Annotated in this window: 27 protein-coding genes and 1 pseudogene; 13 read left to right on the forward strand and 15 right to left on the reverse strand. The window is 66.6% G+C overall.

Going from position 1 to position 22892, the window contains the following annotated elements; translation table 11 throughout:
- The first annotated feature begins 57 nt into the window (after positions 1-57).
- Both C3L37_RS23705 and C3L37_RS23710 read left to right on the forward strand, forming a co-directional pair.
- Positions 58-702 (forward strand): AsnC family transcriptional regulator, encoded by a 645-nt coding sequence (locus C3L37_RS23705; RefSeq protein ID WP_449267292.1) that lies wholly within the window; start codon positions 58-60, stop codon positions 700-702.
- Positions 703-850: 148 nt separating this feature from the next.
- The gene (locus C3L37_RS23710; protein WP_228546452.1) at positions 851-1654 is read left to right on the forward strand and encodes a hypothetical protein; all 804 of its coding nucleotides are present in this window, start codon (positions 851-853) and stop codon (positions 1652-1654) included.
- 69 nt (positions 1655-1723) lie between these two features.
- Here C3L37_RS23710 and C3L37_RS23715 read toward each other — a convergent pair whose 3' ends face one another.
- Positions 1724-1921 carry a heavy-metal-associated domain-containing protein gene (locus C3L37_RS23715; RefSeq protein WP_129117010.1) on the reverse strand — a complete coding sequence of 66 codons (198 nt, stop codon included), beginning with the start codon at positions 1919-1921 and terminating at the stop codon, positions 1724-1726.
- A 124-nt stretch (positions 1922-2045) separates the two neighbouring features.
- Between C3L37_RS23715 and C3L37_RS23720 the strand changes: the two genes are divergently transcribed.
- Positions 2046-2636, forward strand: coding sequence for an AsnC family transcriptional regulator (locus tag C3L37_RS23720; protein WP_129117011.1), 591 nt, complete (start codon positions 2046-2048; stop codon positions 2634-2636).
- A gap of 6 nt (positions 2637-2642) precedes the next feature.
- Here the strand turns inward: C3L37_RS23720 and C3L37_RS23725 are convergent, their stop codons facing one another.
- Positions 2643-3518, reverse strand: coding sequence for a hypothetical protein (locus tag C3L37_RS23725; protein ID WP_129117012.1), 876 nt, complete (start codon positions 3516-3518; stop codon positions 2643-2645).
- Positions 3519-3621: 103 nt separating this feature from the next.
- Here C3L37_RS23725 and C3L37_RS23730 point away from each other — a divergent pair, with 103 nt between their 5' ends.
- On the forward strand, positions 3622-4011 hold the full coding sequence (locus C3L37_RS23730) for a CopG family ribbon-helix-helix protein (RefSeq protein ID WP_129117013.1): 390 nt from the start codon (positions 3622-3624) through the stop codon (positions 4009-4011).
- Positions 4012-4055: 44 nt separating this feature from the next.
- Positions 4056-4250: a cold-shock protein gene (locus C3L37_RS23735; protein ID WP_129117014.1), complete on the forward strand. Its 195-nt coding sequence runs from the start codon at positions 4056-4058 to the stop codon at positions 4248-4250.
- A 214-nt stretch (positions 4251-4464) separates the two neighbouring features.
- On the opposite strand, the pseudogene C3L37_RS23740 reads toward C3L37_RS23735, so the two are convergent.
- A pseudogene (locus tag C3L37_RS23740) lies at positions 4465-4626 on the reverse strand (AMP-binding enzyme); the annotation flags it as partial.
- 179 nt (positions 4627-4805) lie between these two features.
- On the opposite strand from C3L37_RS23740, the gene C3L37_RS24640 reads away from it, so the two are divergent.
- The 3 genes from C3L37_RS24640 (at position 4806) to C3L37_RS23750 (ending at position 7246) form a co-directional block, all read left to right on the forward strand.
- Complete coding sequence (locus C3L37_RS24640; RefSeq protein WP_164974860.1) at positions 4806-4964, forward strand: hypothetical protein; 159 nt, start codon at positions 4806-4808, stop codon at positions 4962-4964.
- Positions 4965-5056: 92 nt separating this feature from the next.
- Positions 5057-6031 carry an aldo/keto reductase gene (locus C3L37_RS23745; protein WP_129117015.1) on the forward strand — a complete coding sequence of 325 codons (975 nt, stop codon included), beginning with the start codon at positions 5057-5059 and terminating at the stop codon, positions 6029-6031.
- 333 nt (positions 6032-6364) lie between these two features.
- On the forward strand, positions 6365-7246 hold the full coding sequence (locus tag C3L37_RS23750) for an esterase/lipase family protein (RefSeq protein WP_129117016.1): 882 nt from the start codon (positions 6365-6367) through the stop codon (positions 7244-7246).
- A gap of 3 nt (positions 7247-7249) precedes the next feature.
- Here the strand turns inward: C3L37_RS23750 and C3L37_RS23755 are convergent, their stop codons facing one another.
- The 4 genes from C3L37_RS23755 to C3L37_RS23770 all read right to left on the reverse strand — a co-directional run bounded on the left by C3L37_RS23755 (position 7250) and on the right by C3L37_RS23770 (position 10276).
- On the reverse strand, positions 7250-8455 hold the full coding sequence (locus C3L37_RS23755) for an MFS transporter (protein ID WP_129117017.1): 1206 nt from the start codon (positions 8453-8455) through the stop codon (positions 7250-7252).
- A gap of 85 nt (positions 8456-8540) precedes the next feature.
- Complete coding sequence (locus tag C3L37_RS23760) at positions 8541-9056, reverse strand: winged helix-turn-helix transcriptional regulator (protein ID WP_129117018.1); 516 nt, start codon at positions 9054-9056, stop codon at positions 8541-8543.
- On the reverse strand, positions 9053-9409 hold the full coding sequence (locus C3L37_RS23765; protein ID WP_129117019.1) for a DUF7471 family protein: 357 nt from the start codon (positions 9407-9409) through the stop codon (positions 9053-9055). The genes C3L37_RS23760 and C3L37_RS23765 overlap by 4 nt, the downstream gene beginning before the upstream one ends.
- Positions 9410-9619: 210 nt before the next feature.
- A complete protein-coding gene (locus tag C3L37_RS23770; RefSeq protein ID WP_129117020.1) occupies positions 9620-10276 on the reverse strand; it encodes a DsbA family protein in 657 nt (218 codons plus the stop codon).
- A 130-nt stretch (positions 10277-10406) separates the two neighbouring features.
- Here C3L37_RS23770 and C3L37_RS23775 point away from each other — a divergent pair, with 130 nt between their 5' ends.
- Complete coding sequence (locus tag C3L37_RS23775; RefSeq protein WP_129117021.1) at positions 10407-10727, forward strand: 2Fe-2S iron-sulfur cluster-binding protein; 321 nt, start codon at positions 10407-10409, stop codon at positions 10725-10727.
- Between the two features lies 1 nt (position 10728).
- On the opposite strand, the gene C3L37_RS23780 is transcribed toward C3L37_RS23775, so the two are convergent.
- Complete coding sequence (locus tag C3L37_RS23780; protein ID WP_129117022.1) at positions 10729-11289, reverse strand: NUDIX hydrolase; 561 nt, start codon at positions 11287-11289, stop codon at positions 10729-10731.
- A 190-nt stretch (positions 11290-11479) separates the two neighbouring features.
- Between C3L37_RS23780 and C3L37_RS23785 the strand changes: the two genes are divergently transcribed.
- Both C3L37_RS23785 and C3L37_RS23790 read left to right on the forward strand, forming a co-directional pair.
- Positions 11480-11686 carry a DUF1918 domain-containing protein gene (locus C3L37_RS23785; protein ID WP_129117023.1) on the forward strand — a complete coding sequence of 69 codons (207 nt, stop codon included), beginning with the start codon at positions 11480-11482 and terminating at the stop codon, positions 11684-11686.
- Positions 11687-11728: 42 nt separating this feature from the next.
- Positions 11729-12160, forward strand: coding sequence for an RNA-binding protein (locus C3L37_RS23790; RefSeq protein WP_129117024.1), 432 nt, complete (start codon positions 11729-11731; stop codon positions 12158-12160).
- A gap of 30 nt (positions 12161-12190) precedes the next feature.
- Here the strand turns inward: C3L37_RS23790 and C3L37_RS23795 are convergent, their stop codons facing one another.
- From C3L37_RS23795 to C3L37_RS23825, 7 genes are all read right to left on the reverse strand, one after another.
- Complete coding sequence (locus C3L37_RS23795; RefSeq protein WP_129117025.1) at positions 12191-12748, reverse strand: thioredoxin family protein; 558 nt, start codon at positions 12746-12748, stop codon at positions 12191-12193.
- A 206-nt stretch (positions 12749-12954) separates the two neighbouring features.
- Entirely contained in the window at positions 12955-13380 is a 426-nt protein-coding gene (locus C3L37_RS23800; RefSeq protein WP_129117026.1) for an EamA family transporter, read from the reverse strand.
- Positions 13381-13504: 124 nt separating this feature from the next.
- Positions 13505-14953: a hypothetical protein gene (locus tag C3L37_RS23805; RefSeq protein WP_129117027.1), complete on the reverse strand. Its 1449-nt coding sequence runs from the start codon at positions 14951-14953 to the stop codon at positions 13505-13507.
- A gap of 227 nt (positions 14954-15180) precedes the next feature.
- On the reverse strand, positions 15181-15627 hold the full coding sequence (locus tag C3L37_RS23810; protein ID WP_129117028.1) for a DUF7548 family protein: 447 nt from the start codon (positions 15625-15627) through the stop codon (positions 15181-15183).
- The gene (locus C3L37_RS23815) at positions 15624-16475 is read right to left on the reverse strand and encodes a QcrA and Rieske domain-containing protein (RefSeq protein WP_129117029.1); all 852 of its coding nucleotides are present in this window, start codon (positions 16473-16475) and stop codon (positions 15624-15626) included. Before C3L37_RS23815 ends, C3L37_RS23810 begins: the two co-directional genes overlap by 4 nt.
- Before the next feature lie 753 nt (positions 16476-17228).
- Positions 17229-18035, reverse strand: a complete 807-nt coding sequence (locus C3L37_RS23820; protein WP_129117030.1) for a hypothetical protein — start codon at positions 18033-18035, stop codon at positions 17229-17231.
- Between the two features lie 469 nt (positions 18036-18504).
- Complete coding sequence (locus C3L37_RS23825; RefSeq protein WP_129117031.1) at positions 18505-19299, reverse strand: hypothetical protein; 795 nt, start codon at positions 19297-19299, stop codon at positions 18505-18507.
- Between the two features lie 277 nt (positions 19300-19576).
- On the opposite strand from C3L37_RS23825, the gene C3L37_RS23830 reads away from it, so the two are divergent.
- On the forward strand, positions 19577-20836 hold the full coding sequence (locus C3L37_RS23830) for a S8 family peptidase (protein WP_129117032.1): 1260 nt from the start codon (positions 19577-19579) through the stop codon (positions 20834-20836).
- 245 nt (positions 20837-21081) lie between these two features.
- On the forward strand, positions 21082-22722 hold the full coding sequence (locus C3L37_RS23835; RefSeq protein WP_164974861.1) for a bacterio-opsin activator domain-containing protein: 1641 nt from the start codon (positions 21082-21084) through the stop codon (positions 22720-22722).
- Positions 22723-22892 lie beyond the last annotated feature (170 nt).

Consider the following 22892-nt stretch of genomic DNA (forward strand, 5'->3'; position numbering starts at 1 on the left):
GATTTCGCCTTCGATAATTAGGTGATCTTCGGGACTAACTCCACGAGATAAGGTGATATCCGGAATCGATTTTGCTTTCCCCGGCGTACGAGGTGTATGCGCACGCTGGACGAGACGGACGTGGAGATACTCCGGCTGCTGACCGAAGACGCGCGCCGGCCGTACCGGGAGATCGCGGAACGAGTCGGTCTCAGCTCGCCGGCGGTCTCCGATCGGGTGACTCGCCTGCAGGATCTCGGGATCGTCCGCCGGTTCACGCTGGAACTCGACCGCTCGAAGCTCCGCGGGGGCGTCCCGGTCCTCGTCGAACTCGCGGTGCGGCCCGACGCCGCGGCCGAGATGCACGAGGCGCTCGCGGCGGCCGACGGGGTCGAACACGTCTTCGTCGCCTCCGACCCGCGGGTGTTCTTCCAGGCCCGGCTGCCGAGGGCCGACGTCCGGGCGTTCCTCGCCGAGACGTTCGGCGCGCCGCCGGAGGCGATCGTCGATTACGACGTCACCGTGCTCACTGACGTCGAGTGGACGCCCGGAACCGGCGGCACGGATCTCGCGCTCACCTGCGCGCAGTGCGGGAACGAGGTGGACCGGGAGGGTGAGACCCTCCGGCTCGACGGCGAGCGCTACTACCTGTGCTGTCCGTCGTGCAGGGACGAGTTCGAAGCGCGGTACGAGCGGTTTCGGGCCGGCGCGGGGGCCGAGTGAGAAGGTGGGTCCGAAGACGCCGGTCGAGCCTCGGCGGCTTCGAGGCGGCCGCTTCGCCCCTTCCGCTTTCGTTCCGAAGAATTCCCCGCCCGATTTCCTTTCGATGAGAGGCGAAACGGGGGAAACCGCGGCCGTCCATAGCGTACTCATGAACGACACGGCACGACACCGACGAGAAGATGGGACAGAAGCGGCCTCGCACCGCGGTCGCGAACGACGACGGGGCGACGACCGCGGCGGTCACGCCCTCCCGGGAGGGCTCTCGATGGCCGCGAACGGGCTTCGGCTGGACGTCGACGAGACGCGTTTCGACCCCGGCGTCGAGCGGACGCTGACGTACCACATCCGCGACGGCGACGGAAGCGCGGTCGCGGACTTCGAAGAGACGCACGGCGAGTCGAGCCACCTGATCCTCGTCAGGCGGGATCTCACCCGCTTCCAGCACCTTCACCCCGAACTGGCCCCGGACGGGACGTGGTCCCAGCGGATAACGCTCCCCGACCCCGGCGTCTACCGGGCGTTCGTGGACGTTCGCGTCGACGGTCGGTCGACGACGCTCGGCGTCGATCTGTTCGTCCCGGGAACGGTCGACGTGGACTCGATTCCCGATTCGACGCGCGAAGCGGCCGCCGACGCGTACGCGGTGTCGCTCGCGGCCGGCGAGATCGCGGCCGGCGAGGAGATCGTACTCGAGTTCGAAGCGCGACGCGGCGGCGAGGCCGCCTCCCGGCTGGATCCGTACCTCGGCGCGCTCGGCCACCTCGTCGCCCTCCGCGACGGCGACCTCGCGTACCTGCACGTTCACCCGGAGGCGACCGACCCCGAGAGCGGACTCGTCCGGTTCGCAACGACGTTCCCGACGGCAGGTCGGTACCGGCTCTTCCTCCAGGTGAAACCGGAAGGGCGCTTGATCACGGTCCCGTTCGACGTCCGCGTCGAAGGGGGTTCCTGATCGCGTTTCCTCCTTGATCGTTCTTCCACCTCTCGCAACCTCGCTCGGGCGGAGGCCTTCCCGCCCCTCTCAGGCGCGGGCTTCGTAACCCGCGTCCTCCACCGCGGCCACGAGGTCGCGCGCGTCGGCGTCCCCCTCGACGGTCGCCGTGGCGGACTCGCGGTCGGCGCTCGCCCGCTCGACGCCGTCGACGCGTTCGAGTGCTTCGACGACGGTCCCCTCGCAGCCGCCACAGTGCATCCCCTCGACGGTCAGGGTCGTGCTCATACGAACGCTACGGGCTCGCCGTTTTTTCCGGTTTCTCTTTTCGAGAGAAAGTCTGACGCCGCTGTAGTTTCGAATCCAAAGCGCCGTCGAAAACCCCTTCCCGCGCCGGCGAGAAACGGAGACCATGCGCGACCTCGACGAGACGGATCGGCAGATAATCCGTCTGCTCCTCGAAGACGCCCGGCGGCCGTACAGCGACCTCGCCGACCGCGTCGGCCTCTCCGCGCCGGCCGTCTCGGATCGCGTCGATCGCCTCCGCGAGATCGGCGTCATCCGTTCGTTCACGCTCGACCTCGACCGCTCGCTGCTCGACGGCGGTACGCCCGTGCTCGTCGATCTCGACGTTCCGGTGGCGCGGGCGGGCGAGATGCGGAACGCGTTGGCCGAACTCGACCGCGTCGAGCACGTCTTTCAGACCGCCGACGGACGGCTCCTCGTCCGCGCGCTCGTCGACGGCGACGACGTGACGGGACTGTTGGCCGACGCGATCGACCTCGACGAGATCCGACGCGTCGACGTCGACCTCCTCGTCGAAGAGCGGTGGACGCCGACGATCGGCGACGCCGGCCTCGCGCTGACGTGCGTCGAGTGCGGAAACACCGTCACCAGCGAGGGCGAGTCGCTCCTGATCGACGACGAGCGGTACCACTTCTGCTGCGGGTCGTGTTCCTCGAACTTCGAAGAGCGGTTCGATCGCATCCAGCGCAACGCGTGACGTCGCTCAGAGCACCCCGGTGATGAAGCCGAGACCCATGACGATCAGGACCGCCGCGGAGAATGCGGGGAGATACGCCGTGTAGCGTTCGACCCGCTCCTCCGACCGTGCGTATCCCGCGATGAGAAGCATCGTCAGCCCGACGAGGCCGACGATGACCGTGAGCGCGTACGCGAGCATCAGTTCGAGGCAGTGGTCCGACCCGGCACAGAGCGCGATGATCTCGAACTCCTCCTCGTGGGCGAACCCGAGGACGAACGCGAACCCCGCGATCTCCCAGAGTCCGCGCTCGTCGTCCGCCGGCTCGGCGTCGTCGACGAGGGGGGACTCGCTCGCGTTCGAGCGACCGCCGACGAACGGGAGGACCGATCTCGCGCGTGCGAGCCATCCTCCGCGGGTCGATCCGCTCGCCGTGTGAGCCGATCCGCGCTCGGCGTCGTGGCCGCCACGGTCGTCGTGACCGTGTGCGTGACCGTGATCGTGGTCGTGCTCGCGACCGCCGTCGTGGGAGTGAGCGCCCTCCCCGTGGTCGTGCGAGTGACCGTGGAAATACTCCCGGACGCCCAGCGCGATGAGCAGCAGACCGGCGACGATGCCGACGGGGCCGCCGATCCGTACCCCCGGCGCGAGCGCGATCGGGTCGTTCACCTGCGTGAGCCCGAAGTAATCCTTCGCGAGGAAGAAGACAAGAACCATCGCGATGCTGCTCACGAGGTGGCCGACCCCGAGGATGAGGCTGGCCGCGAAGCCGTACAGCCACTTGTTCGACCGATCAAGCGCGTAGCTGGCGGCGACGGGCCACCCGTGCCCGGGTTCGACGCCGTGGACGAACCCGAGGGCGATCGCACCGAGCAGCACGGCGAGCGACTCGTTGTGGAGCATTCGCGTCGGAGGGTAGGCCGATGCGACGTATAGCGGTTGTTATGATGACACCTCGGAAGACATAATAAACGGGGTTATGCTGCCGGTTCCCCAACGTCGCGGCATGCGAACGAGTCTGAACGTCCCCGACGACGTGCTCGCCGAGTTTGACGAGGTGTGGCAAGCGGAGGGGCTGGCCTCCCGCTCGCGGGCGGTCCGCGAGGCGATGCAAGAGTACATCGAGTCGCACACGCGCCTGGAGGCCGCCGAGGGACCGATCGCCGCCGTCGTCGCGTTCGACTACGAGCACGATCCGGTCATCCGCGAACTGCACGCCGTCCAGCACGAGTTTCAGGACGTGATCACCACGACGAGCCACGTGCACAAAGGCGAGTGGTGCCTGGAGTCGGTGTTCTGCGCGGGGGAGGCTGACCGAGTTCGCGCGCTCGTCTACCGACTCCGCGATTTCGACGCCGTCCGCCGGGTGTCGGTGCTCTCGCTCTCGCACCCCTGACCGCCCGCAACGTTTATGCACGATGTTCACGTGTCTCAAGTCGTATGGCGAAAGGGACGGTTGCCTTCTTCAACGACACCGGCGGCTACGGATTCATCGAGACCGACGACGCGGACGACGACGTGTTCTTCCACATGGAGGACGTCGGCGGCCCCGACCTGGAAGAGGGTCAGGAGGTCGAATTCGAGATCGAACAGGCCGACAAGGGCCCGCGCGCGAAGAACCTCCAGCGGCTGTAACGCACGTCACGGATTCTCGCGTCCGGTCTACGACGCCCGACAGCGAACGCTACGCGGAGTAGAGCACCGCCGGCTTCTGTCACGTCGCCGCGGAAGTCACATCCGCGTGAAGCGACGGGGAGGCGATCGGCCGTACCGTCCGCCTCTGCGAAGATCGCCACCCGGCGCTCGTAGACGGGTGAACGGCGCCGCAGCGGGCTCGAACCGCCCGTCGCTACCGTCCGAAGCGGTCGACCTCGCGCCCGCGGAGTTCGACCCGGCGTATCTTTCCGCCTGACGTCTTCGGGAGCTCGTCGACGAACTCGATCCGCCGCGGGTACTTGTACGGCGCCGTCTCCTCCTTCATGAACGTCTGGATCTCGGCCACGAGGCCGTCGTCGCTCAGGAACCGGAGGGCGACCCTGTCCCCGAACGATTCGGCGTGCGATTCGATCGTCGCGGGGAGGTTGTATTCCTCCGGAATATCCCACTCGAACGACGCGGCAGCGTCCTCGTGCGAGAGTGCCATGCAGAGGGAATCGAGAAGATCCCGGTTAATCATTTGAGTCACGGGACGTGAAAAAGGCGGGCGATGAGGGGTCAGAGCGCCGGCGACTCCTCGCAGGGGTCCTCGCCGGCCGCGGCCTCGAAGTCGCCGACGTGCGTTTCGCCCGCTTCAACCGTCCCGACGCCGCCCGTTCGGGCCTCCTGTGCGAGCGCGCTCCCGTCGGGTGACTGATGGGCAGGGCGAGAGACTAAACCGTCAGGCGCGCGCGAGGAACTGTCGCGGCGCGTGTCTTTTTGTGGCGTCCCGTCGATCCGACCCCATGGAGTACACCACGCTGGGCGGCACGGGACTCGACGTCTCGCGGATCTGCCTCGGTTGTATGAGCTTCGGATCGAGCGACTGGCGCGAGTGGGTGCTCGACGAGGAGGCGGGCCTCGAACTCATAGAGCGCGCGATCGACCTCGGGGTCAACTTCTTCGACACGGCGAACATGTACTCGCGGGGCGAGTCGGAGCGCGTGCTCGGAAAGGCGCTGGAGGGCCGCCGCGACGGGGCGGTCGTCGCCACGAAGTGTTACTTCCGAATGGACGAGGACGACCCCAACTCCGGGGGGCTCTCGCGGAAGGCGATAGAGCAAGAGCTGGACAACAGCCTCGAGCGCCTGGGGATGGACACGGTCGACCTGCTCCAGATCCACCGGTACGACGACGACACGCCCGTCGAGACGACGATGCGGGCGCTCGACGACGCGGTCCGCCGGGGGAAGGCCCGCTACGTCGGCGCGAGCTCGATGTGGGCCCACCAGTTCGCGGACATGCTGCACGCGAGCGACCGGCACGGGCTGGAGCCCTTCGCGACGATGCAGAACCACTACAACCTCGTCTACCGCGAGGAGGAGCGCGAGATGCTCCCCCTCTGTGCGAGGGAGAACGTCGGCGTGATCCCGTGGAGCCCGCTCGCCCGCGGGTACCTGACCCGGCCGCACGAGGAGATCGACGCGACGACGCGCGGGTCGACGGAAGAGCACATGTACCGCCACCCCTACCGCGAGGGCGGCGGTAAAGAAATAAACGAGCGCGTGGCGGAACTGGCCGAGGAGAAGGGCGCGAAGATGGCGCAGATCGCGCTGGCGTGGCTGTTCCACAAGGAGTGGGTCGACGCGCCGATCGTCGGGACGACGAGCGTCGAACACCTCGAAGACGCCGTCGAAGCGCTCGACATCGACCTGTCGTCGAGCGACGTCGCCTATCTCGAAGAACCGTACCGGCCGGTCCGCGTGTCCGGCCACGAGTGATCGGCGGCCCGACTCGGCTCCTTCCGTCGCCTCCCGCCCGCGCCGCCCCTGCGAGCGGGCGCGCCCCAGACGTGATGATTTTTCGTTTCCTTTCGCGCGAACGGCCGATTCGGCCGTTCGCGCGAAAACGTCTAGAAGGACAAGAGCATCCGGGGACGAGTTCAGGCGATCCGTCGCGTTCGTTTTTGACGTCCGCCCCCCTGACCGTTCGTAACCGACCGTCGCAAGCAAACGGGTTTCGGCAGCGAGACGCCGAGTAAACGGGGCGTTTACCAGGAAACGCGCTTGCAAAGGTCTATTAACCCGATCGGGAAGGGCTCAACGAGGTCTTACATGAGTCACTGGCTGACCCGCTCCGTCAGAGCGACGCAACGGTGCGTTACCACTCCGATGTACCCGCTGTTCGCGTACTCGGAAGGGTGCAGACTGCTGTTCGACGCGGTGACGAACGGCGGGCACGGGTGCAAGGACGGGTGCGACCGCCCCCGAACGGCGAGCGACCGCCTCCCGTGGGAGACCGACGGGCGGTACGGCGGGTGGGGAGGAGAGATACTGGGGGACCGCCGTCACACGCCCGGCGACCCCGAACCGGACCGGTCGCCCGTCGTGTTCGTCCACGGAAACGGGCGCGACGCGTGCGACTGGCGGGCCCACCGCGATTACCTTCGCGAGCGCGGGTACGCGGCCGACGACCTCTGGGCGATCACGTTCCGTCGCCCGTCGTCGACGCACGACGAGATGGCTGCCCAGCTGGAGGCGTTCGTCGCCCGCGTTCGCGCGCACACGGGACGAGAACGCGTCTCGGTGGTCGCACACAGTCTGGGCGTGACCGGCGCACGGTACTGGATGGACGCCCACGACCGGTACGACGCGGTGGACACCTTCGTCGGGCTCGCCGGGGCGAACCACGGTCTCGTCCCGTGGGCGGGTGGGACCGGGGGCGACGGCTACGCGCGCCCGTTCGACTTCCTCGATTCGACCCGCCTCGGCGAGGACGGCCACGGACTGACCGAGCTGAACCGGGGCGACGAGACGCCCGGCGACGTCGACTACTACACGATTCGCGGGCGGTACGACCCGCTCTTTCCGACGAACCCGGACAGCCCGCGGCTCGACGGCGCGGTCGAGAACCGCGTCGTCTGGCGCGGCCACGAGGGCGTCCGCGACGGCCGCCGCACTCGACGACTGCTCCGCCGCTGGCTCTCCGGCGGCTAACGGCTACGCGTCCGGCGCGGGTTTTTCCGGCCCCTCGGGATCGGGCGCGATGCGCCTGACCGCCCGCAGCGCCAGCACCGCGATCGAGACCTCCATGAGTCCGACGACGACGAACGCCGGCAGGTAGCCGTGGGCGTCGGCGACGAACCCGCCGATCAGAAAGCCGGTCAGAAAGCCGAGGCTGCCGAAGACGTTGAACCCGCCCATTGCGGCCCCGCGCTCTTCCGGGGCGACGAGGTCGGTCACGAGCGCCATCGTCGCGGGCGCGACGAGCGCGCCGAAGACGCCGACGAGCACCATCAACCCGGCGGCGAGTTCGAGCCCCGGCGCGACCCCGACCGCGACGATCGCGACGCCGTACAGCATCGAGCCGGCGACGACCGGAAGGAACCGGCCGATTCGGTCCGACAGCACGCCGAGTGGGTACTGCAGGACGGCGAAGGGGAAGAAAAAGAGCGACAGCACCACCCCCGCGGCCGCGGCGTCGAGGCCGAACGCGTCGCGGAAGTAGTAGACGCCGACGAGGGCGAAGAAGCCGGCGGTCAGCCGGTCGATGAAGCCGAAGGCGTAGGGAACGCCGAGTGCCGGCCTGTCGGAGAGCCGCGAGAGCACCGCGCCGACGCTCGCTCGTCGTTCGCCCGGCGCGCGGTCCTCGACGGTCCCCGCAAGGAGCGCGACGAGGAGGAGCAGCGCGGCGGCCCCGTACAGCGGCGCGAGCGGATCGACCGTCGTGAGGCGGCCGCCGACGACCGAGCCGATGGCGGCCCCGAGGCCGATCGCGATGCCGGCAGCGCCCATGTTTCGGCCGTGTCCCCCGGCGAGATCCATGAGCATCGTGATCGAGAGGGAGAACGCGCCGATGGTGAGCGCGCCGCAGAGCGCACGGAGCGACAGCACCGCGCCGAACGACAGGCCGAACGAGGGCGCTGCGGCGATGGCCACGTAGCCGAGCGCGCCGCCGAGCGCGCCGGCGACGATGAGCGGCACCCGGCGGCCGACCGCGTCGCTCAGCGCGCCCCACAGGCCGGCGCAGATCACGAAGGCGGCGAACTCCGCGACGAGAAACCACATGCCCGCCTCGATGCCCGACGGCGCGCCCAGCGCCGCGATGAGATCCTCGACCCCCGGATAGAGGAGAACCTGCGAGACGAGCACCGCCCACACCACGACCGCGAGCGTCGCGCGATCACGGCGCGTGGACCCGTTCATACCCCTCCGTTGGCCCGCGGCCCTCAAATCGCTGTCCGTCTCGTCCAAGCGGCGACCGCGCGGGCCTCGAACGCGGTCGGTCGGCTCACTCGCCCGCGAGGAGCCGGTCGAAGAGGCGGGTGAAGCGATCCGAGAAGCGCTCCGGGAGCGACGGCGAAACCGATCGGAGCAGCCGCGCCGTCTCCGCCGGCCGTTCGAGCGCGAGCGTGACGCGGTTTCGCTCGTCGTAGCGCTTTTCGACGACCGACTGCTCGACGAGGTGGTCGAGGTGCCACTCCAGGGTGCTCCGGGCCACGCCGATGGACTCGGCCACCTCCGACGGCGTCGCCTCGTCGTTCGCGAGGAGGTGACCGATGACGTCTCTGGCGGTCTCGCGGCGGACCAGCGCGAGCGCCCCGCGCTCCCAGCCGTCGAACGTCGGCGGGTAGTAGTGGGTCCGGCCGTACAGGTCCTCGACGATCACGGTTCCCTCGCCGAGCAGTCGCCGCAGGTGGTACTGAACCTGCCCCGGCGCGAGGTCGAGCGCCCGCGTGAGTTCGTTGAAGTGGACGCCGGGGTGTTCCCGGACGTGCGTCGCGATGCGGTCGCGGGTCGCGCTCATCGGTCACCGACCTCCGCCGCGCGCTCGACGCCCCGCGCGTAGTACACGGCGGCGAGGACGAGGCCCGCCATGACGAAATCCAGCCCGTGTTCGAGGAAGTGGTGCACGTCGTAGGACATGAACCCGCCGATGGTCAACACGGCGACGCCGCTTCGCGCGAGCAGCGTCGCCAGCGCGAGCACGACGAGCAGGTACGAGCGCGACCGTCGCCGGGCGTACGCCGACATCCCGAGCAACACCAACAGCCCGGAGACGATCCCCGCGAGCGCCACCGCCGCGAGGAGCGACGGGTCGTTCGCCGGAACCACGTGGATCGGGACGGACGCGTCGACCGAGACGCTAGTCGTTCGCATCGTTTCCCCCGCGTCGCGTCGTCCGAGCGTCGTTCATGGGGGGCGTTGCGCCCGACGATTCAAAGGCTGATCGGTGCGCGCATCGAAATCGGGAACCGTACCAGAACCCATATGTCCGGATCGTCCCTCCGCGCCACTCCTCGGCTCCGCCCGGCCGACGATCGGGACGACCGCGGCTCGATCGGCGTGATCACGGGGCGATCCGCGCGATCAGAGCGCGGAGTCGACGGCCCCCTTCACCGATTCGTAGGTCCAGTCGTCGAGGAGTCGCTCGTTCACGAACACCGCCGGCGTCCCGGAGAGGCTCATGTCCTCGCCCAGTCGCCTGTCGGCTTCGAGCACCGGTCTGTACGTCTCGTTCGCCCCGGCGGCGCGGGCCTCGCACCCGTCCGCGCCGACCTCGCCCGCGAGGTTCTGGACGAGGTCCATCGAGTAGTCATCCTGGTTCGAGAACAGCTTCCGGGCGTACTCGAAGAACGTCTCGTCGCCCTCGGCGTCCTGTACGCCGCGGGCCGCGCTCGCGACGCTCCAAGACCAGGTCTCGCTCACCGGGATCGGGAAGTCGCGGTGTTCGTACAGCACGTCGCCCGACTCGACGTACTCCGACTCCAGCTTCGGGAGGACGTCCAGTTCGAACGTCGAACAGTGCGGACAGGAGAAGTCCTTGAACACCTGCACCGTGACCGGCGCACCGTCCTCGCCCTTCGTCGGCGCGGGGAGTTCCTGGACGGGGTCGCGCTCTTCGACGTCGCAGTCGCCCATGTCCTGATTGTCGCCACCCCCGCCGGCGCTCCCGAGACAGCCCGCGAAGCCGATCGCTGCGGTACCCGCCGCCGCCGCGAGATACTCGCGTCGGGTCGTGTCCATGTCCCACGAGTGGGGGCGGCGGTACTTATTCTACCCGGGATGGATTCGTCGGACGAACGCGACGGCGGTGTCCCGCGAGCCACGTGTAACTACAGCAAGATTTTCGCCCTTGCGCCCCCTCACTACGCCTATGCCGACGGTGACGTTTCGAGGCAAGCGAATCGAGTGCGAGGACGACGTCGTGCTGCGCGACGCGCTGCTGGCGGCGGGCGAATCGCCGCACAACGGGCGATCGAAGCGGTTGAACTGCCGGGGGCACGCGACGTGTGGGACCTGCGCGGTCGCGGTCGACGGCCCCGTGAGTGAGATGGGGGCGCGCGAGCGGCGGCGGCTGTCGCTACCACCGCACTCGCTCGACTCCGGGCTCCGGCTGTCGTGTCAGACCCGCGTGCGGGGCGACCTGACGGTGACCAAGGGCGGCGGGTTCTGGGGGCAGGATCTCGACGAGTGAGCTAGAACGACCGCCGCGCGCGCCACGCCAGCAGGTCCTCGCGGTCGCGGGTGTCCGGCGGCAACTCCGCGAACCACCGTGCGTCGGAGATCTCGCCGTCCGGGTCGTCGACCGAGAGATCCGTCGACGAGGGGCGGGCGACGAAGACGGGGAGCACGCCCCACGTCCGGTAGTCGTCGCACTCGATGTCGACCCGGTTCGCCATCGCCAGCCCCTCGTACTCGGCGGCGATGCCGGCCTCCTCGCGGAGTTCGCGCGCCGCGGCCTCGCGGAAGGCCTCCCCCTCGGCGATCCCGCCGCCCGGGAGCACCCACTTGTCGACGCCCTCGTGGCGCACGAGCAGCAGTTCGCCCGACGGGCGGTAGACGATCGTGTGCGCGCCGTACGGCGCGCCCGTGGCCTTCACCCTGTTCGCGAGCGTGCGGAAGCGTCGGCGGGAGACGCGCCGCGTGCGAGGGCGCTCCATGAACCCCGCGTACTTGCTCTTGAGCGCGTGGTACGCCTGCTCCGCGCACTGGCTGGCCTCGTCGGCGAGAAACCAGAGGTCATCGAGGGTCGTCATGTCCGGATGGATCGGGCGGTCGCGAGCGGTCCGAAAGCGAGACGAGGAACATGCGCGGTCCTTGGACCGCCCGGAAAAATAAGGCTTCGACCGACGAGCCGGTTTCCGTGATCGGTGCGTGGCCACCGTGATCGGGGCGGCGGCCGCCCGAATCACCGGCCTTTTATCCGGCGCTGTAGAACCGGGTACCATGAGCTTCGAAAAAGACGACACGGTCGTCCTCCACGACAAACACAGCGAGTTCGACGGCGAGACCGGGACGGTGACGCAGGTGATGGAGACGATGTTCGGCGAGGCGACCTACACCGTCAGCTTCGACGACGGGCAGGAGACGGGCGTCCCGGCCGACGCGCTGGACGCCGTCGACGACGACCGCGCCGACGAAGACGACGCCTGACGAAGGGTAGCCCTTTTTCGCCCCCCTCGCGTAGGGCGTCCCATGTCGAGCGTCCCGTTTCACTACGTCGACCTTCGGACCTTCTGCTATGCGACCGAGGACGAAAAACGAGTCGAGGCCGCCCTCCGAACGTTCCTCCCCGGGGAGTTCGAGATCGAACGCGCGGAGACGACCGGCTACCACGGCGACCGGATCGTCGTCCTCTCCGCGCGCGTCGAGAACGCGGACGGCATCAGGCACGTCCTCGCCCGGTTGAGCGACCTGCCGGACATCGATCGGGTGGTCGCCGAACTCGACGAGCGCGTCGACGAAAAGTGCGCCTTCTTCCTCCGTCTGGACAAGCAGGCGGCGTTCGCGGGCGAGGTGAAACGCGGCGACGGCATCACCCTCCGCGCGAAGGTCGAGGCGTATCCGGCGAAGCGCGAGACGGCCGTCGAGAACGCCCGCGAGGCGTTCGAACGCGTCTCCGCCTGAGAGCGCTCTCGTCCGCCTGCCCGCGCGCGCCTACCTCCACTTGATCGAACACCCGCGCGAAGGGAGGTCGTCGTGTTCGACCGACTCGCCGGCGAGCACGGCTTCGATCGCGTCGCGGCCGTAGAATCGCGTCGGCTCGTCGTCGGGGTTCGTCGCGTCGTCGAGTCTGCCGTGGTACGCGAGGACGAACTCGTCCCCCTCCCGGACGAAGAGGAACGGGTCGGGCGTGCAGACGGCCCCGTACGACCGCGCGACGTCCTGGGACTCGTCGCGGAGGTACGCGTCGTAGCGGATCCGACCGTCGGCGACTCGTTCGCGCATCTCCTCGAAGGAGTCCTCCGGGTAGGCCTCCTCGTCGTTGGGGTTGATGCCGACGACGGCGACCTCGTCGTAGGCGGCGGCGAGGTCGTTCAGGTGGTCGACCTTCGCCCGCGCGTACGGACAGTGGTTGCAGGTGAACACGACGAGCAGCGCGTCCCGGTCGGCGAACGATTCGAGGGCGTACGCCTCCCCGTCCGCTCCCGGGAGTTCGAACGGCGGCGCGGGATCGCCGCGCTCCAGATTCGAGTCGGATTCCATCAGTGTCATGCGACAGGGTTTCGCACGGGCGGGGAAAACGGTTTGGGGCAACGCGGCGTGAGTCCGCTCGCCGAGCGGGGAGACGGCGATCGGGGATCTATATAGGTAACTAGTCAGATATCTATACAAATATCTAGTGGGACGGCCTTCCGGATATTTATCCGAGCGCTCGCCGACCTCGGCCGTAGTGTGGCCGAAAACTGGATCGGGGGCCGCTACTCGACGGAGACGAGGTAGACGGCGAGCACAGCGAACGCGATGCCGAGCAGCTTTCTGGCGGTCAGCGATTCGTGGAGGAACGCGACGCCGATGAGCGAGCTGACGGCGAGAAACATCCCGAAGATCGGGGCGACGACGCTCACCGGTCCGAGCGCGAGCGCCCGGTAGTACGCCAGGATTCCGACCGCCAGACACACCCCCGCGGCGTAGATGTAGGGCGATTTCGGGTGGGTGAGATAGCCCGCGATACCCTGGTCGGTGTATGCGATGACGCCGACGGTCACGACGACGAGGATGCTGTTCGCAAAGAGCGCCGCGACGTCGCTCGGGACCTTCACCTGACCGGTCGTGGCGACGCTCATGAGCGGCGCGACGAGCGAGTACGCCGCCAGCGCCAGGATCGCCCACGGAAGATAGTTCATGGACGATACCGCGGGTCCGAACCGTGTATAGCGTTTCGAAACGGATCGTCGTCGACGCCGGTCGTCGCCGCGCCGGCGCGGAAAATCGGCGCGAAAAACGCGATCGACGGCGGGCGCGCTGCGATCAGGACGCGATGACGACCGTGTTGCCGGAAACCTCCTTGATCCGGCTCATCTCCAGCGGATACGCGTCCTCGTCCGCCTCGCCCAGTCGGAGTTCCGCCTTGATCCTGTCGGTCAGGCTCGGCTCGGGATCGACGTAGAACGTGTCCGATTCGATCTTGGCGACGATCCCGACGTCTCTGCCCTCCTCGTCGACGACGTTCTTCCCCTGATCGGACTCCGAGAGACCCACCGTCGACGGCATCGGCTCGCCGGTCTCTTCCGTTTCCGCGGTGGTTTCTTCGGTCGTCTCGCTTTCGGCCGTCTCCGTCGTCTCGGTCCCGGTCATCTTCTCCGACACTGCCGCTTCCTCCTCGGTGATGGAGGTCTCGCCGCTGTATTCGGTCTCCTCGACGGTCTCGTCCGTCGGTTCGGTCCCCATCGCGGATCCTTCGACGGGCTCGGACCGCTCTTCGGCGCGCTCCGCCTCCGTGACCTCCGTGACGGTCGACTCCGCGACGACCTCGTCCGACTCGACGGCTTCCTCGACGAGGTCGGACTCGTCGAAGTCGCCTTCGATGATCTCGCTCTCGACGAGGTCGCTTTCCGCCACGTAGCTTTCGAGTAACTCCCGCGCCGTGAGCGCGAACTCCAGCTGGGAGCGCTCTTCGAGCACCTCCTCGTAGAGCCTACGTTGGACGATCTCGCTCCGGAGGACGTTGCCCTCGACGAACTCGCTCTCTATGACTTCCGTGTCGACGTCGCCGACGTCGACGTCCGACCCGATCACGTCGCTCGCGAGGATCGTCCGCTGGACCCCCTCGACGTCCATCCGCGCCTCGACGGATTCGCTTTCGACCGTGTCGACCTCTTCGAGTTCCGTGTCGACGATCCGGCTCTCGACGATCATCCGCTCCACCGACTCGCGCGTCGTGCGCCAGGTCTCCTCGACGAGCAGTTCGACCAGTTCGTCGTCGAGGATGTCCACCTCGATGACGTCGCGGTCGACCAGCTCGCGTTCGAGGACGTCGTCCCACACCTGCTCTCTGTCGACGACCTGACTCTCGATCGTGTCCGTCTCCCTGATCTCCCGCTCTATGACCATCGTCTCCGTGACTTCGGTCCTGACGACTTCGCCCTCGGTGAGCGCCTCCTCGACCGTTTCGGCCTCGACGGCCGCCCGCCGCGTCGCCTCGTCGCGCGCGACGAATTCGTGGTAGTCGCCCGCCGGTTCGCCGGATTCGACGTCCTCGTACACGAAGACGCGGTCGTCCGACTCCACCGATTCGAAGAACTCGTCCCACGTCCGCTCCTCGTGGGACTCGTCCACCTCCTCGCGCCGTACGAACCGATACTCGCCGGTCTCGGGAGCGTACACGGGGGTGGCGTTTCGATCCTCCGCCCACGTTCGGATCGTCTCGCGGTCCGTCGTGATCTTGCGGCCGTCGGCCCCGGTGTTTTCTTCTGCCATGTTAGGTCACCGGGTTTCGGTTCGGTGCGTACCGACTTATGAAGACGGGCCACGTATCAACGAACGTCCGGATTTACGCCGATAAATCGGATATTTTTGACTCTAACTCGGCGTGGATTAGTGATATCGAGAACAAACCGGCCTCCGAACGTGAATGTAACGGTGCGAGAAATGGATCGACGAGCCCCGATCGGAGCCTCGGCGGCGGCTCGATGAATCCCGACCTCTCAGACTTCGCGAGACGTCCGACGCTCGTAGACGGTGGCGGCGTACCAGGTCGAACACAGTGCCACGGCGAGCGCGAACCCGAGCAACGCCCACCGGTGATAGCGGAACAGATCGACCGTCGAGAGCGCGAAGACGACCTGACGCCGGGTGTTCACCGCCCAGACGATCGTGACGGCGATCATCGAGACGCCGACGCCCAGCGCGAGCCCGGCGACGGTCGACTGTCGGACCCCCGTGACGAAGCCGAGAACGGCGACGACGGCGAAAAGCGCCGCGAGAAAGCCGACGGTCAGCGGGCCGGCGAACCAGGCGGAGTAGTACACCCAGACGCCGGTTCCCCGATCGAAAAACGGCGCGACGACCAGCGCGAGCACCGCGAGCGCCGCGAGACCCGCCGCCGCCAGCGAGGCGCGCGACGCGCGCGCCGGCCGCTCCCGGTCGCTCATTCGTCCCCCTCGGGGCGCGGGAACGCGACGAACGACTCCCTGACGATCGTGAACGGGTCGTAGACGGACTGGTGGCACGGGCAGTAGATCGCGCTACCGGCGTCGAACCGGACGCTGGTCGGATCGGCCTTGAACAGCGGCACGCAACAGAAGTGCGTGCACTTGTCGAAGATCGCGATGAACCCCTCCTCCGTGCTCGCCGCCAGCCACTCGTCGTTCTGCGCCGCCGACGCGACGCGCGCGCTCCGGATGATCTGCACGGGGAGCACTTCGGACGATTCGACGTCCTGCGACCGCCACGTGACCGTCGCCGGCTTGCCGAGACCGTTCGCGCCGATGCCGTTTCCCCACCGTTCGTAGTCGGCGAAGTCGTCGACGTTGACCCGATCGCCGGGCGAGACCTCGCGGGTTTGCCACTCGTACTGCGCCGACTCGGCGTAGCGGAAGTAGTCGTCCTGCTCCGCCGTCGGCTCCAGTCCGGGGAAGATCTCCGCGCCGCAGTACTGAAACCAGTCTCCGCTGTACGTGATGTCTCCGAGTCGCATCCGCGCGACCGAAAAGGTCCGTCCCTCGCGCGTGACCTCCTCGGCGGGCGGCCAGATCCCTCGGAGGAAGCCCTCGTCGTCGAGTGCGACCGGAATCTGGGGCATCGCCCGCGGGGCCGGCCCGCCGACGACCTCGACGCCGTAGTACTCGACGGTCCCGCCGCCCTCGCCGGCGGGGCTCGTGGACAGGTTGACGACCGTCTCGCCCAGCGTCGCGAACGCGGTGAGCGCGGCGGCACCGACGACGCCCTTTACGAACCGGCGTCGGCTCGTCGGTTCCGGATACTTGTCGTTCGTTCCCATGTGTCTTCTCCGTTCGAGGGGAGATACGGCCGTCAGACGGTTATAATTCACTCATTATTTGATGAAATATAATGGCGTTCGTGACGATCCCGTCGTCGTTCATGTCCAAATCGCGCTCCGAGCTCCGGGATCCGGAATCGTCGATGGTCCCGGCTGTGACCCGGAACTACGAGCGAAACTGTACGACCTCCGAAGAGCGATGAGATAGTCTGCGGCAGCGGGGCTCAAATTTCATATATCTTATCATAGTTTATGTACTGCGGTCCGGGCGATCGATGGCGAACTCGATCCGGCCGAAGCTATTCAAAGAATACTGTCGGTCACGAAGCGAAAACTCCGACATTCGGGTGCGCCACTCGTACCATCGCTCGACGGACGTGTTTCGAAACGATCGGTCTGAGCTTCGATGAGTTAACATTCCGACCCATATGTCGTGAATCGCGAAGATTTTGTCCATCGAGGCGAAAACACACAACGCGAATTTGTCGTGGCGGTTCGAAAGGGGAATCCCGTAACCGTTCGCCTATAAATCTATGTAATTGGATTCAAAATCGCGCACGACTCACGGCACAAGTCCTGCCGTCGTGGACCGTTGTTGTCCGGATTATCGATTCAGCGGTTGACGTACCCAAAAATTCCGGGGCCGAGTTCGTCGATTCCCGATCGGCGTCGTTCCAACCGAGGTGAGTCGGAACGATCCGCGAGCACGCTCCGACCCGCCGGCCGCGTCACTCGTCGGACACGAACGGCCCGTTAGTCGTCATCGTCGTCGTCGTCGTCATCGTCATCCGTCTCGACGTCGACGAAGTCGTCGTCGCCCTCGATGTCGAGGCCGTCGCGGCCGTCGACGTCGAGGCGTTCGTCATCGTCCTGGTCGATGTCGAAATCGTCGTTCTCGAAGTCGACGTCGCCGTCGTCGTTCTCGAAGTCGACGTCGTCGTTATCCACCTCTAAGTCGTCCTCGCTGTCCTCGATGTCGATGTCGTCGTTCTCGAAGTCGACGTCGCCGTCGTCGCTCTCGAAGTCGACGTCGTCTTCTTCGACCTCGAGACCGTCGTCGTCGTCGTCGATCTCGACGCTGTCGGTGTCGACGTCGATCGTCCCGTCTTCGTCGATTTCGACGTCGACGGGGCCGCTCATGCTCTCGAAGTCGAGATCGCCGTCGTCGTTCACGTCGTAGTCGACCTCGTCGGATTCGACCTCCGCCGCGTCGTCGTCCTCTTCGATTTCGAGGTCGTCGCTCTCGACGTCGACCTCGTCGCCGTCGTCCGCGGTCTCAAAGTCGAGATCGTCGTCTTCGACGTCGGTTTCGTCATCGTCTTCCTCGATTTCGAGGTCGTCGCTCTCGACGTCGACCTCGTCGCCGTCGTCCGCGGTCTCGAAGTCGAGGTCGCCCTCACGATCTTCGACCTCCAGATCGCCGTCCGTCCGCTCTACCTCCTGCCCGTCGTCTTCGACGTCCAGGTCGCCGTCGTCGTCGGTATCGACCTCGTCACCGTCGTCGTCCCCGTTGTCTCCGTTGTCTCCGTTGCTTCCGTTTGCGTCCTGAGCGCTGGCCACCGTCGCAGCCCCCGCTACGGTGAAACTGAGTATCACCGCCGCCACGACGAAAACCGCCAGTACCGATCGTAATGTCCTGTTCATGTCTGTCAGTTATCTTGTCAGTGCGTTTTCTATCCGTCTCTCGTACCAATCAGGCGTTCTAGTGTGTTCAGCTTGTATTTAGATGCCAACTGATAAGGAGTGCCCGCCTACCGAATTAGGCAGGAAGCGAGCGAGAAGTTAGGTCCTCGGCGTTCGGTTCGAGGCGGCTATTTCCGGGGTAGCGACGGCCTTCTGTCCGTGCGCCCGGAACTGGTCGCCCGCGACGTATCACATTACGCCCATACACTTGTCACTGGTGGACTGACTATCGGTCGCGACTGACGTTCCTTCGCGTAATTCGGGCCAGTGTCACTGTATCGAGGGACGACTTGAATGACTCGCCGTCGCGCGCTCGCCCGCTGGAACCGGGCCGGACGTCGAGCGGTCAGGGACGGCGCACGTCGCGACCGTCGCGGGGGCCGTCGCGCTCCACGTCCAGGTCGTCCCCGCGCTGTTCGATTTCGTAGCCCGGTCCCTCGATGTCGACGTCTTCGCCGTCGACTTCGACCTCCACCGAGCCGTCCGCGGTTTCGAACTCGACGGCCCCGTCGTCGTTCTCGTAGTCGAACTCGTCGCTTTCGACCTCCACCCGGTCGTCCGTCCGCTCGATCTCCACGGATCGAGCCCCCGCGTCGGCGACACGCCCATCGTTCTCGTAGTCGACCCCGCCGCGCTCGACGTCCAGGTCGTCCCCGCGCTGTTCGATTTCGTAGCCCGGTCCCTCGATGTCGACGTCTTCGCCGTCGACTTCGACCTCCACCGAGCCGTCTGCGGTTTCGAACTCGACGGCCCCGTCGTCGTTCTCGTAGTCGAACTCGTCGCTTTCGACCTCCACCCGGTCGTCCGTCCGCTCGATCTCCAGGGAAGGCTCGGCGGCTCGTCCGTTCTGTTCGACAGCCGTCCGGTTCCCGGGCCGCTCGGTTCGCTCGCCGGAAGCCCCGGTGTGGACGCCTACGTCGTCGCTCCCTCCGTCCGCGTCGGTACCGCCGCCTCCGTTCCCGTCTCCGGCGACGAGACCGTCCCCGTTCGCGCCACCCTCGTGCGGAATTTTCAGGTCGAGGTGGCCGCTGGCGTTCGAATTCACCGTCTCTTGAACCAACGCTGTCGTCGGGACGACGGCGCTCACCAGCGTCGCGAAGGTGAGGAAAGCGACCAGGAGGACGCGATAATTTCCGTTCATGATGATCCCTTCGATTGGGTTGGCGACCTAACAGTATCTACTTATCTAGCGCCGCGCTGACGCGCTGACCGCGATTTCGTACGCGAGCGGAGTACGTCAGCCGGACGCTTATTTACTCGATGACACGTCTATCGTGTCATCTTGAACATATTCTAGACGAAGCGGGAGGTTTTGTTGTGGACGCTGCAACATAAACCGGGACTTTTAAGTTGAATAACCGAGTGCACGGGATAGCGAACGGCCCAAAAAGTAAATAATCGCAGATAGGAAACAGAAAATGACAACGAGAGATACATCTAACACCGTAACTCGGCGGCGGTTCCTGGCCGCCGCCGGCGCAGTGACGGGGAGCGCCACGCTCGGGATCGGCGGTCGATCTCTAAACTGGAGCGCGACCGAACTCGTCGAAGTCAACGTCGGCTACGCCGCGACCGATGGGCTCGACGCCGCGCTCTCGGAGGCGACCGAAATCGTCCGCGAGTTCGACTTCGACGCCGTGACCCTGCGCCTCCCGCGGGGCGCGGCCGGATGGCTCGCCGGGCACGACGACGTTCGATACGTCGAGCACAATATCCAAAAGCGCCTGCTCGAGGGCGTCGAGACGCAGGACGTCCAACCGCAATCCGATACCCTCCCGAACGGGATCGAGCGCATCGACTGCGACCTCGTCCACGAGGCGGGGTTCACCGGAAAAGGGGCGTCCGTCGCGGTCGTCGACACCGGGATCGAAAGCACGCACGAGGACCTGGAGCAGAACCTCGGTGCGGGGAAATCGTACGTCGAAGAGGAGGAGGAGGAAGTGATCGTCGACGAAGACGAGGACGGCACGACGGTCATCATCCGGGACGGTGACGTCGAAGACTCCAACCTCCCGGCGTGGCAGGACGGCCACGGCCACGGCACCCACGTCGCCGGGATCGCGGCCGCCGCCGACAACGGCGAAGGGATCGTCGGAGTCGCCCCCGAAGCGACGCTCCACGCCGTCAAGATCGGTACCGAGGACGGCATCGACGCCTCCGACGTGGCCGCCGGCATCGAACACGTCGGTGATCAGGGTTGGGACGTGGCGAACGTCAGTCTCGGCGACGAGGAGCAATCCGACGTGATCAAGGACGCGTGTCGGTACGCATACGAAAAGGGCGTGCTCCTCGTGGGGGCGGCCGGAAACGCGGACGAGGGCGAGGACAACACGATCGTCCGCTACCCGGCCGCGAACGAGGAAGTGGTCGCGGTCAGCGCGACGACCGGCGACGGCGAAATCGCCGAGTTTTCCCTGACCGGACCGGAGGTAGAACTCGCCGCGCCCGGCGAGGAGATCCTCTCGACGATCCCGGGCGACGACTACCAGGAATCCTCGGGCACGTCGATGGCAGCGCCGCACGTCTGCGGGGCTGCCGCGCTCTTGATGGCCGACGGGTACTCGAACGTCGAGGCGCGCGCGCGCCTGTGCGAGACGGCCGAAGACGTCGGACTCGACGAGACAGAACAGGGGTACGGCGTGGTCAACGTCGCCGCGGCGCTCGGCGTCGGCACCTGAGCGGACGGCGAACTCATCGCTCGGAGGGCGCCGATCTCACCGGTGCGTGCGCCACGCGGAGCTTTCGAAACGATTTGATGATCTGAAAATAGATTGCCGCAACCGGACGACAGTCCCGATTCAACTCATTGTAATCGAAAATAGAGGATGTGGCAACGACTAAGCGCTCTAACGACTAACTCCCTCCGACGACGCTGCTCGCACGACCCTTGATGCGGGAGGAGCTAGCACGACGGGGAATTAGCATGAGCGAACGCGATCCAACCGACGAGGCGCGCGCTAGGAGAAACGCGGGCGAGCGTCCATTCGACGCCGTGGTGTGCGACGTTCGCGGGTACGCGATACTCACGCTCGATCCGGACGGCACGATCAGCAGTTGGAACGACGGCGCCGCGCAGATCTACGGATACGAGCGGGACGAAGCGCTCGGGCGACCGTTTTCCGCGCTCTCGTCCGGGGGTTCGCCCGGCGGTGAACTCTATCGGGCCGCTCTTGAGCGGGCCGCAGAATCGGGCCAGTTCGAGGGCGAAGCCCTGGCGCGCCGAAACGACGGTTCGCACCGCTGGACGCACGTCGTCCTCACCGCGCTTCGAAACGACTCCGGCGCGCTTTGCGGGTTCGTGATGGTTGCGCAGGACGTCAGCGAGCACAAGAAGCACGAAGAGCGGTTACAGCGCCAGCGCGACAAGTTGGAGACGCTCGACGGGGTCCACCACCTCATCGAAGAGATCATCCAGGCGCTGACGAGCCCGATGACGCGCGGAGAACTCGAAGAGGCGGTCTGTGAACGACTCACCGAGACGCCGTTCTACGCGAACGCGTGGGTGGGCAACCCGAGCACGGAAGACGGAAGACTCGTTCCGCACGGGAGAACCGAAGACGAAGCGTTCCACCGAATGCTCGTTCGGACCGACTCGGACGCCGCGGAACGCGAAGGGAGGGACGACGCGATCGGCGTCGACGCGGGAAGCGTCGCCGATACTCGGGGGATTGACGAGCACCCGCTCGTTCCGGATCGGGTGAAACGAGCGGCGCGCGACCGGGGATACGAATCGGGCATCGCGCTCCCGCTCGTACACGGCGAGACGAGTTACGGCGTGCTCGTCGTGCACTCGACCCGATCCGACGCGTTCAACGAGCACGAGCGAACGGCGCTCGAAACGCTGGCGAAGACGATGAGCTTCGCAATTTACGCGCTCAAGCAGGAGCGCCTGTTGCTCGCGGACGAAGTCGTCGAACTCGAGCTTCGAACCGCCGAACGCGCGGCGTTTTTCGCCACGTTGGCGGTGCACAGCGGCGGTCGATCCCGACTCGACGGGATCGTACCGGGACCCGAGGGGACGCGCCTGCAGTTCGTAACCGTCGACGGCGCTTCGCCCGAGCGCGTCCGTCGGGTGATCGAAACCCAGGACTCGGTCGATACGTACCGAATGGTCGACCGGGGCGGCGAGCGGTGCCGATTCGAAGCGCGAGTGAAACCGACGGATTTCATCAACAGAGTTATCGACGCCGGCATGGCGGTCAGGACGGCCGTCGCCGAGTCGGGGGAGAGCCGCGTCGTTATCGAATCCGCTCCCGATGACGGACTCGATCAACTCATCGCCATCATCCAGAACGACTACCCGGAGTGGACGTTGGCGAGAAAGCGGATCGTCGACCGCCCGGCGCGATCGACCGACCAGCTGACTCAGCTGCTCTCCGAGCAACTCACGGAAAAACAGTTAACGGCACTGCGGACGGCCTACTTCGCGGGCTACTACGACTTCCCGCGCAAGAGCACCGCCCAGGAGATCGCAGCGGACCTGGACATCACGGGCTCGACGCTCTTCCAGCACCTGCAGGCGGCCGAGCGAAAACTCGTCGGACAGTTCCTCGATCCTCCGTAAGCGCCCGCCTCCTTCTCCGTGAGCGGTGAGCGGTTAGGTGGCACCGTCGGGACGCTCGCCTTCATCCTCGGGGCTTCGCCCCCCGACGGGCGACGATTCCTTCGGTACGGGGACGTCGCCATACCTTGAGATCGAGGTGGTTCGTTCTTTCGGCTGGAACGCGTAACATG

Source organism: Halegenticoccus tardaugens (assembly GCF_004116405.1).
In the GTDB taxonomy this organism is placed as follows: domain Archaea; phylum Halobacteriota; class Halobacteria; order Halobacteriales; family Haloferacaceae; genus Halegenticoccus; species Halegenticoccus tardaugens.

What these genes read in the sequence shown, in the direction of transcription:
- C3L37_RS23810 (WP_129117028.1), bottom strand. Translation starts at nt 15,627, where the DNA reads ATGAGCGACCGGGAGCGGCCGGCGCGCGCGTCGCGCGCCTCGCTGGCG.
- C3L37_RS23790 (WP_129117024.1), top strand. Translation starts at nt 11,729, where the DNA reads ATGTCGAGCGTCCCGTTTCACTACGTCGACCTTCGGACCTTCTGCTAT.
- C3L37_RS23780 (WP_129117022.1), bottom strand. Translation starts at nt 11,289, where the DNA reads ATGACGACCCTCGATGACCTCTGGTTTCTCGCCGACGAGGCCAGCCAG.
- C3L37_RS23725 (WP_129117012.1), bottom strand. Translation starts at nt 3,518, where the DNA reads ATGCTCCACAACGAGTCGCTCGCCGTGCTGCTCGGTGCGATCGCCCTC.
- C3L37_RS23805 (WP_129117027.1), bottom strand. Translation starts at nt 14,953, where the DNA reads ATGGCAGAAGAAAACACCGGGGCCGACGGCCGCAAGATCACGACGGAC.
- C3L37_RS23730 (WP_129117013.1), top strand. Translation starts at nt 3,622, where the DNA reads ATGCGAACGAGTCTGAACGTCCCCGACGACGTGCTCGCCGAGTTTGAC.
- C3L37_RS23765 (WP_129117019.1), bottom strand. Translation starts at nt 9,409, where the DNA reads ATGCGAACGACTAGCGTCTCGGTCGACGCGTCCGTCCCGATCCACGTG.
- C3L37_RS23710 (WP_228546452.1), top strand. Translation starts at nt 851, where the DNA reads ATGAACGACACGGCACGACACCGACGAGAAGATGGGACAGAAGCGGCC.
- C3L37_RS23715 (WP_129117010.1), bottom strand. Translation starts at nt 1,921, where the DNA reads ATGAGCACGACCCTGACCGTCGAGGGGATGCACTGTGGCGGCTGCGAG.
- C3L37_RS23770 (WP_129117020.1), bottom strand. Translation starts at nt 10,276, where the DNA reads ATGGACACGACCCGACGCGAGTATCTCGCGGCGGCGGCGGGTACCGCA.
- C3L37_RS23735 (WP_129117014.1), top strand. Translation starts at nt 4,056, where the DNA reads ATGGCGAAAGGGACGGTTGCCTTCTTCAACGACACCGGCGGCTACGGA.
- C3L37_RS23720 (WP_129117011.1), top strand. Translation starts at nt 2,046, where the DNA reads ATGCGCGACCTCGACGAGACGGATCGGCAGATAATCCGTCTGCTCCTC.
- C3L37_RS23795 (WP_129117025.1), bottom strand. Translation starts at nt 12,748, where the DNA reads ATGACACTGATGGAATCCGACTCGAATCTGGAGCGCGGCGATCCCGCG.
- C3L37_RS23775 (WP_129117021.1), top strand. Translation starts at nt 10,407, where the DNA reads ATGCCGACGGTGACGTTTCGAGGCAAGCGAATCGAGTGCGAGGACGAC.
- C3L37_RS23835 (WP_164974861.1), top strand. Translation starts at nt 21,082, where the DNA reads ATGAGCGAACGCGATCCAACCGACGAGGCGCGCGCTAGGAGAAACGCG.
- C3L37_RS23750 (WP_129117016.1), top strand. Translation starts at nt 6,365, where the DNA reads ATGAGTCACTGGCTGACCCGCTCCGTCAGAGCGACGCAACGGTGCGTT.
- C3L37_RS23760 (WP_129117018.1), bottom strand. Translation starts at nt 9,056, where the DNA reads ATGAGCGCGACCCGCGACCGCATCGCGACGCACGTCCGGGAACACCCC.
- C3L37_RS23815 (WP_129117029.1), bottom strand. Translation starts at nt 16,475, where the DNA reads ATGGGAACGAACGACAAGTATCCGGAACCGACGAGCCGACGCCGGTTC.
- C3L37_RS23785 (WP_129117023.1), top strand. Translation starts at nt 11,480, where the DNA reads ATGAGCTTCGAAAAAGACGACACGGTCGTCCTCCACGACAAACACAGC.
- C3L37_RS23830 (WP_129117032.1), top strand. Translation starts at nt 19,577, where the DNA reads ATGACAACGAGAGATACATCTAACACCGTAACTCGGCGGCGGTTCCTG.
- C3L37_RS23745 (WP_129117015.1), top strand. Translation starts at nt 5,057, where the DNA reads ATGGAGTACACCACGCTGGGCGGCACGGGACTCGACGTCTCGCGGATC.
- C3L37_RS23755 (WP_129117017.1), bottom strand. Translation starts at nt 8,455, where the DNA reads ATGAACGGGTCCACGCGCCGTGATCGCGCGACGCTCGCGGTCGTGGTG.
- C3L37_RS23825 (WP_129117031.1), bottom strand. Translation starts at nt 19,299, where the DNA reads ATGAACGGAAATTATCGCGTCCTCCTGGTCGCTTTCCTCACCTTCGCG.
- C3L37_RS23800 (WP_129117026.1), bottom strand. Translation starts at nt 13,380, where the DNA reads ATGAACTATCTTCCGTGGGCGATCCTGGCGCTGGCGGCGTACTCGCTC.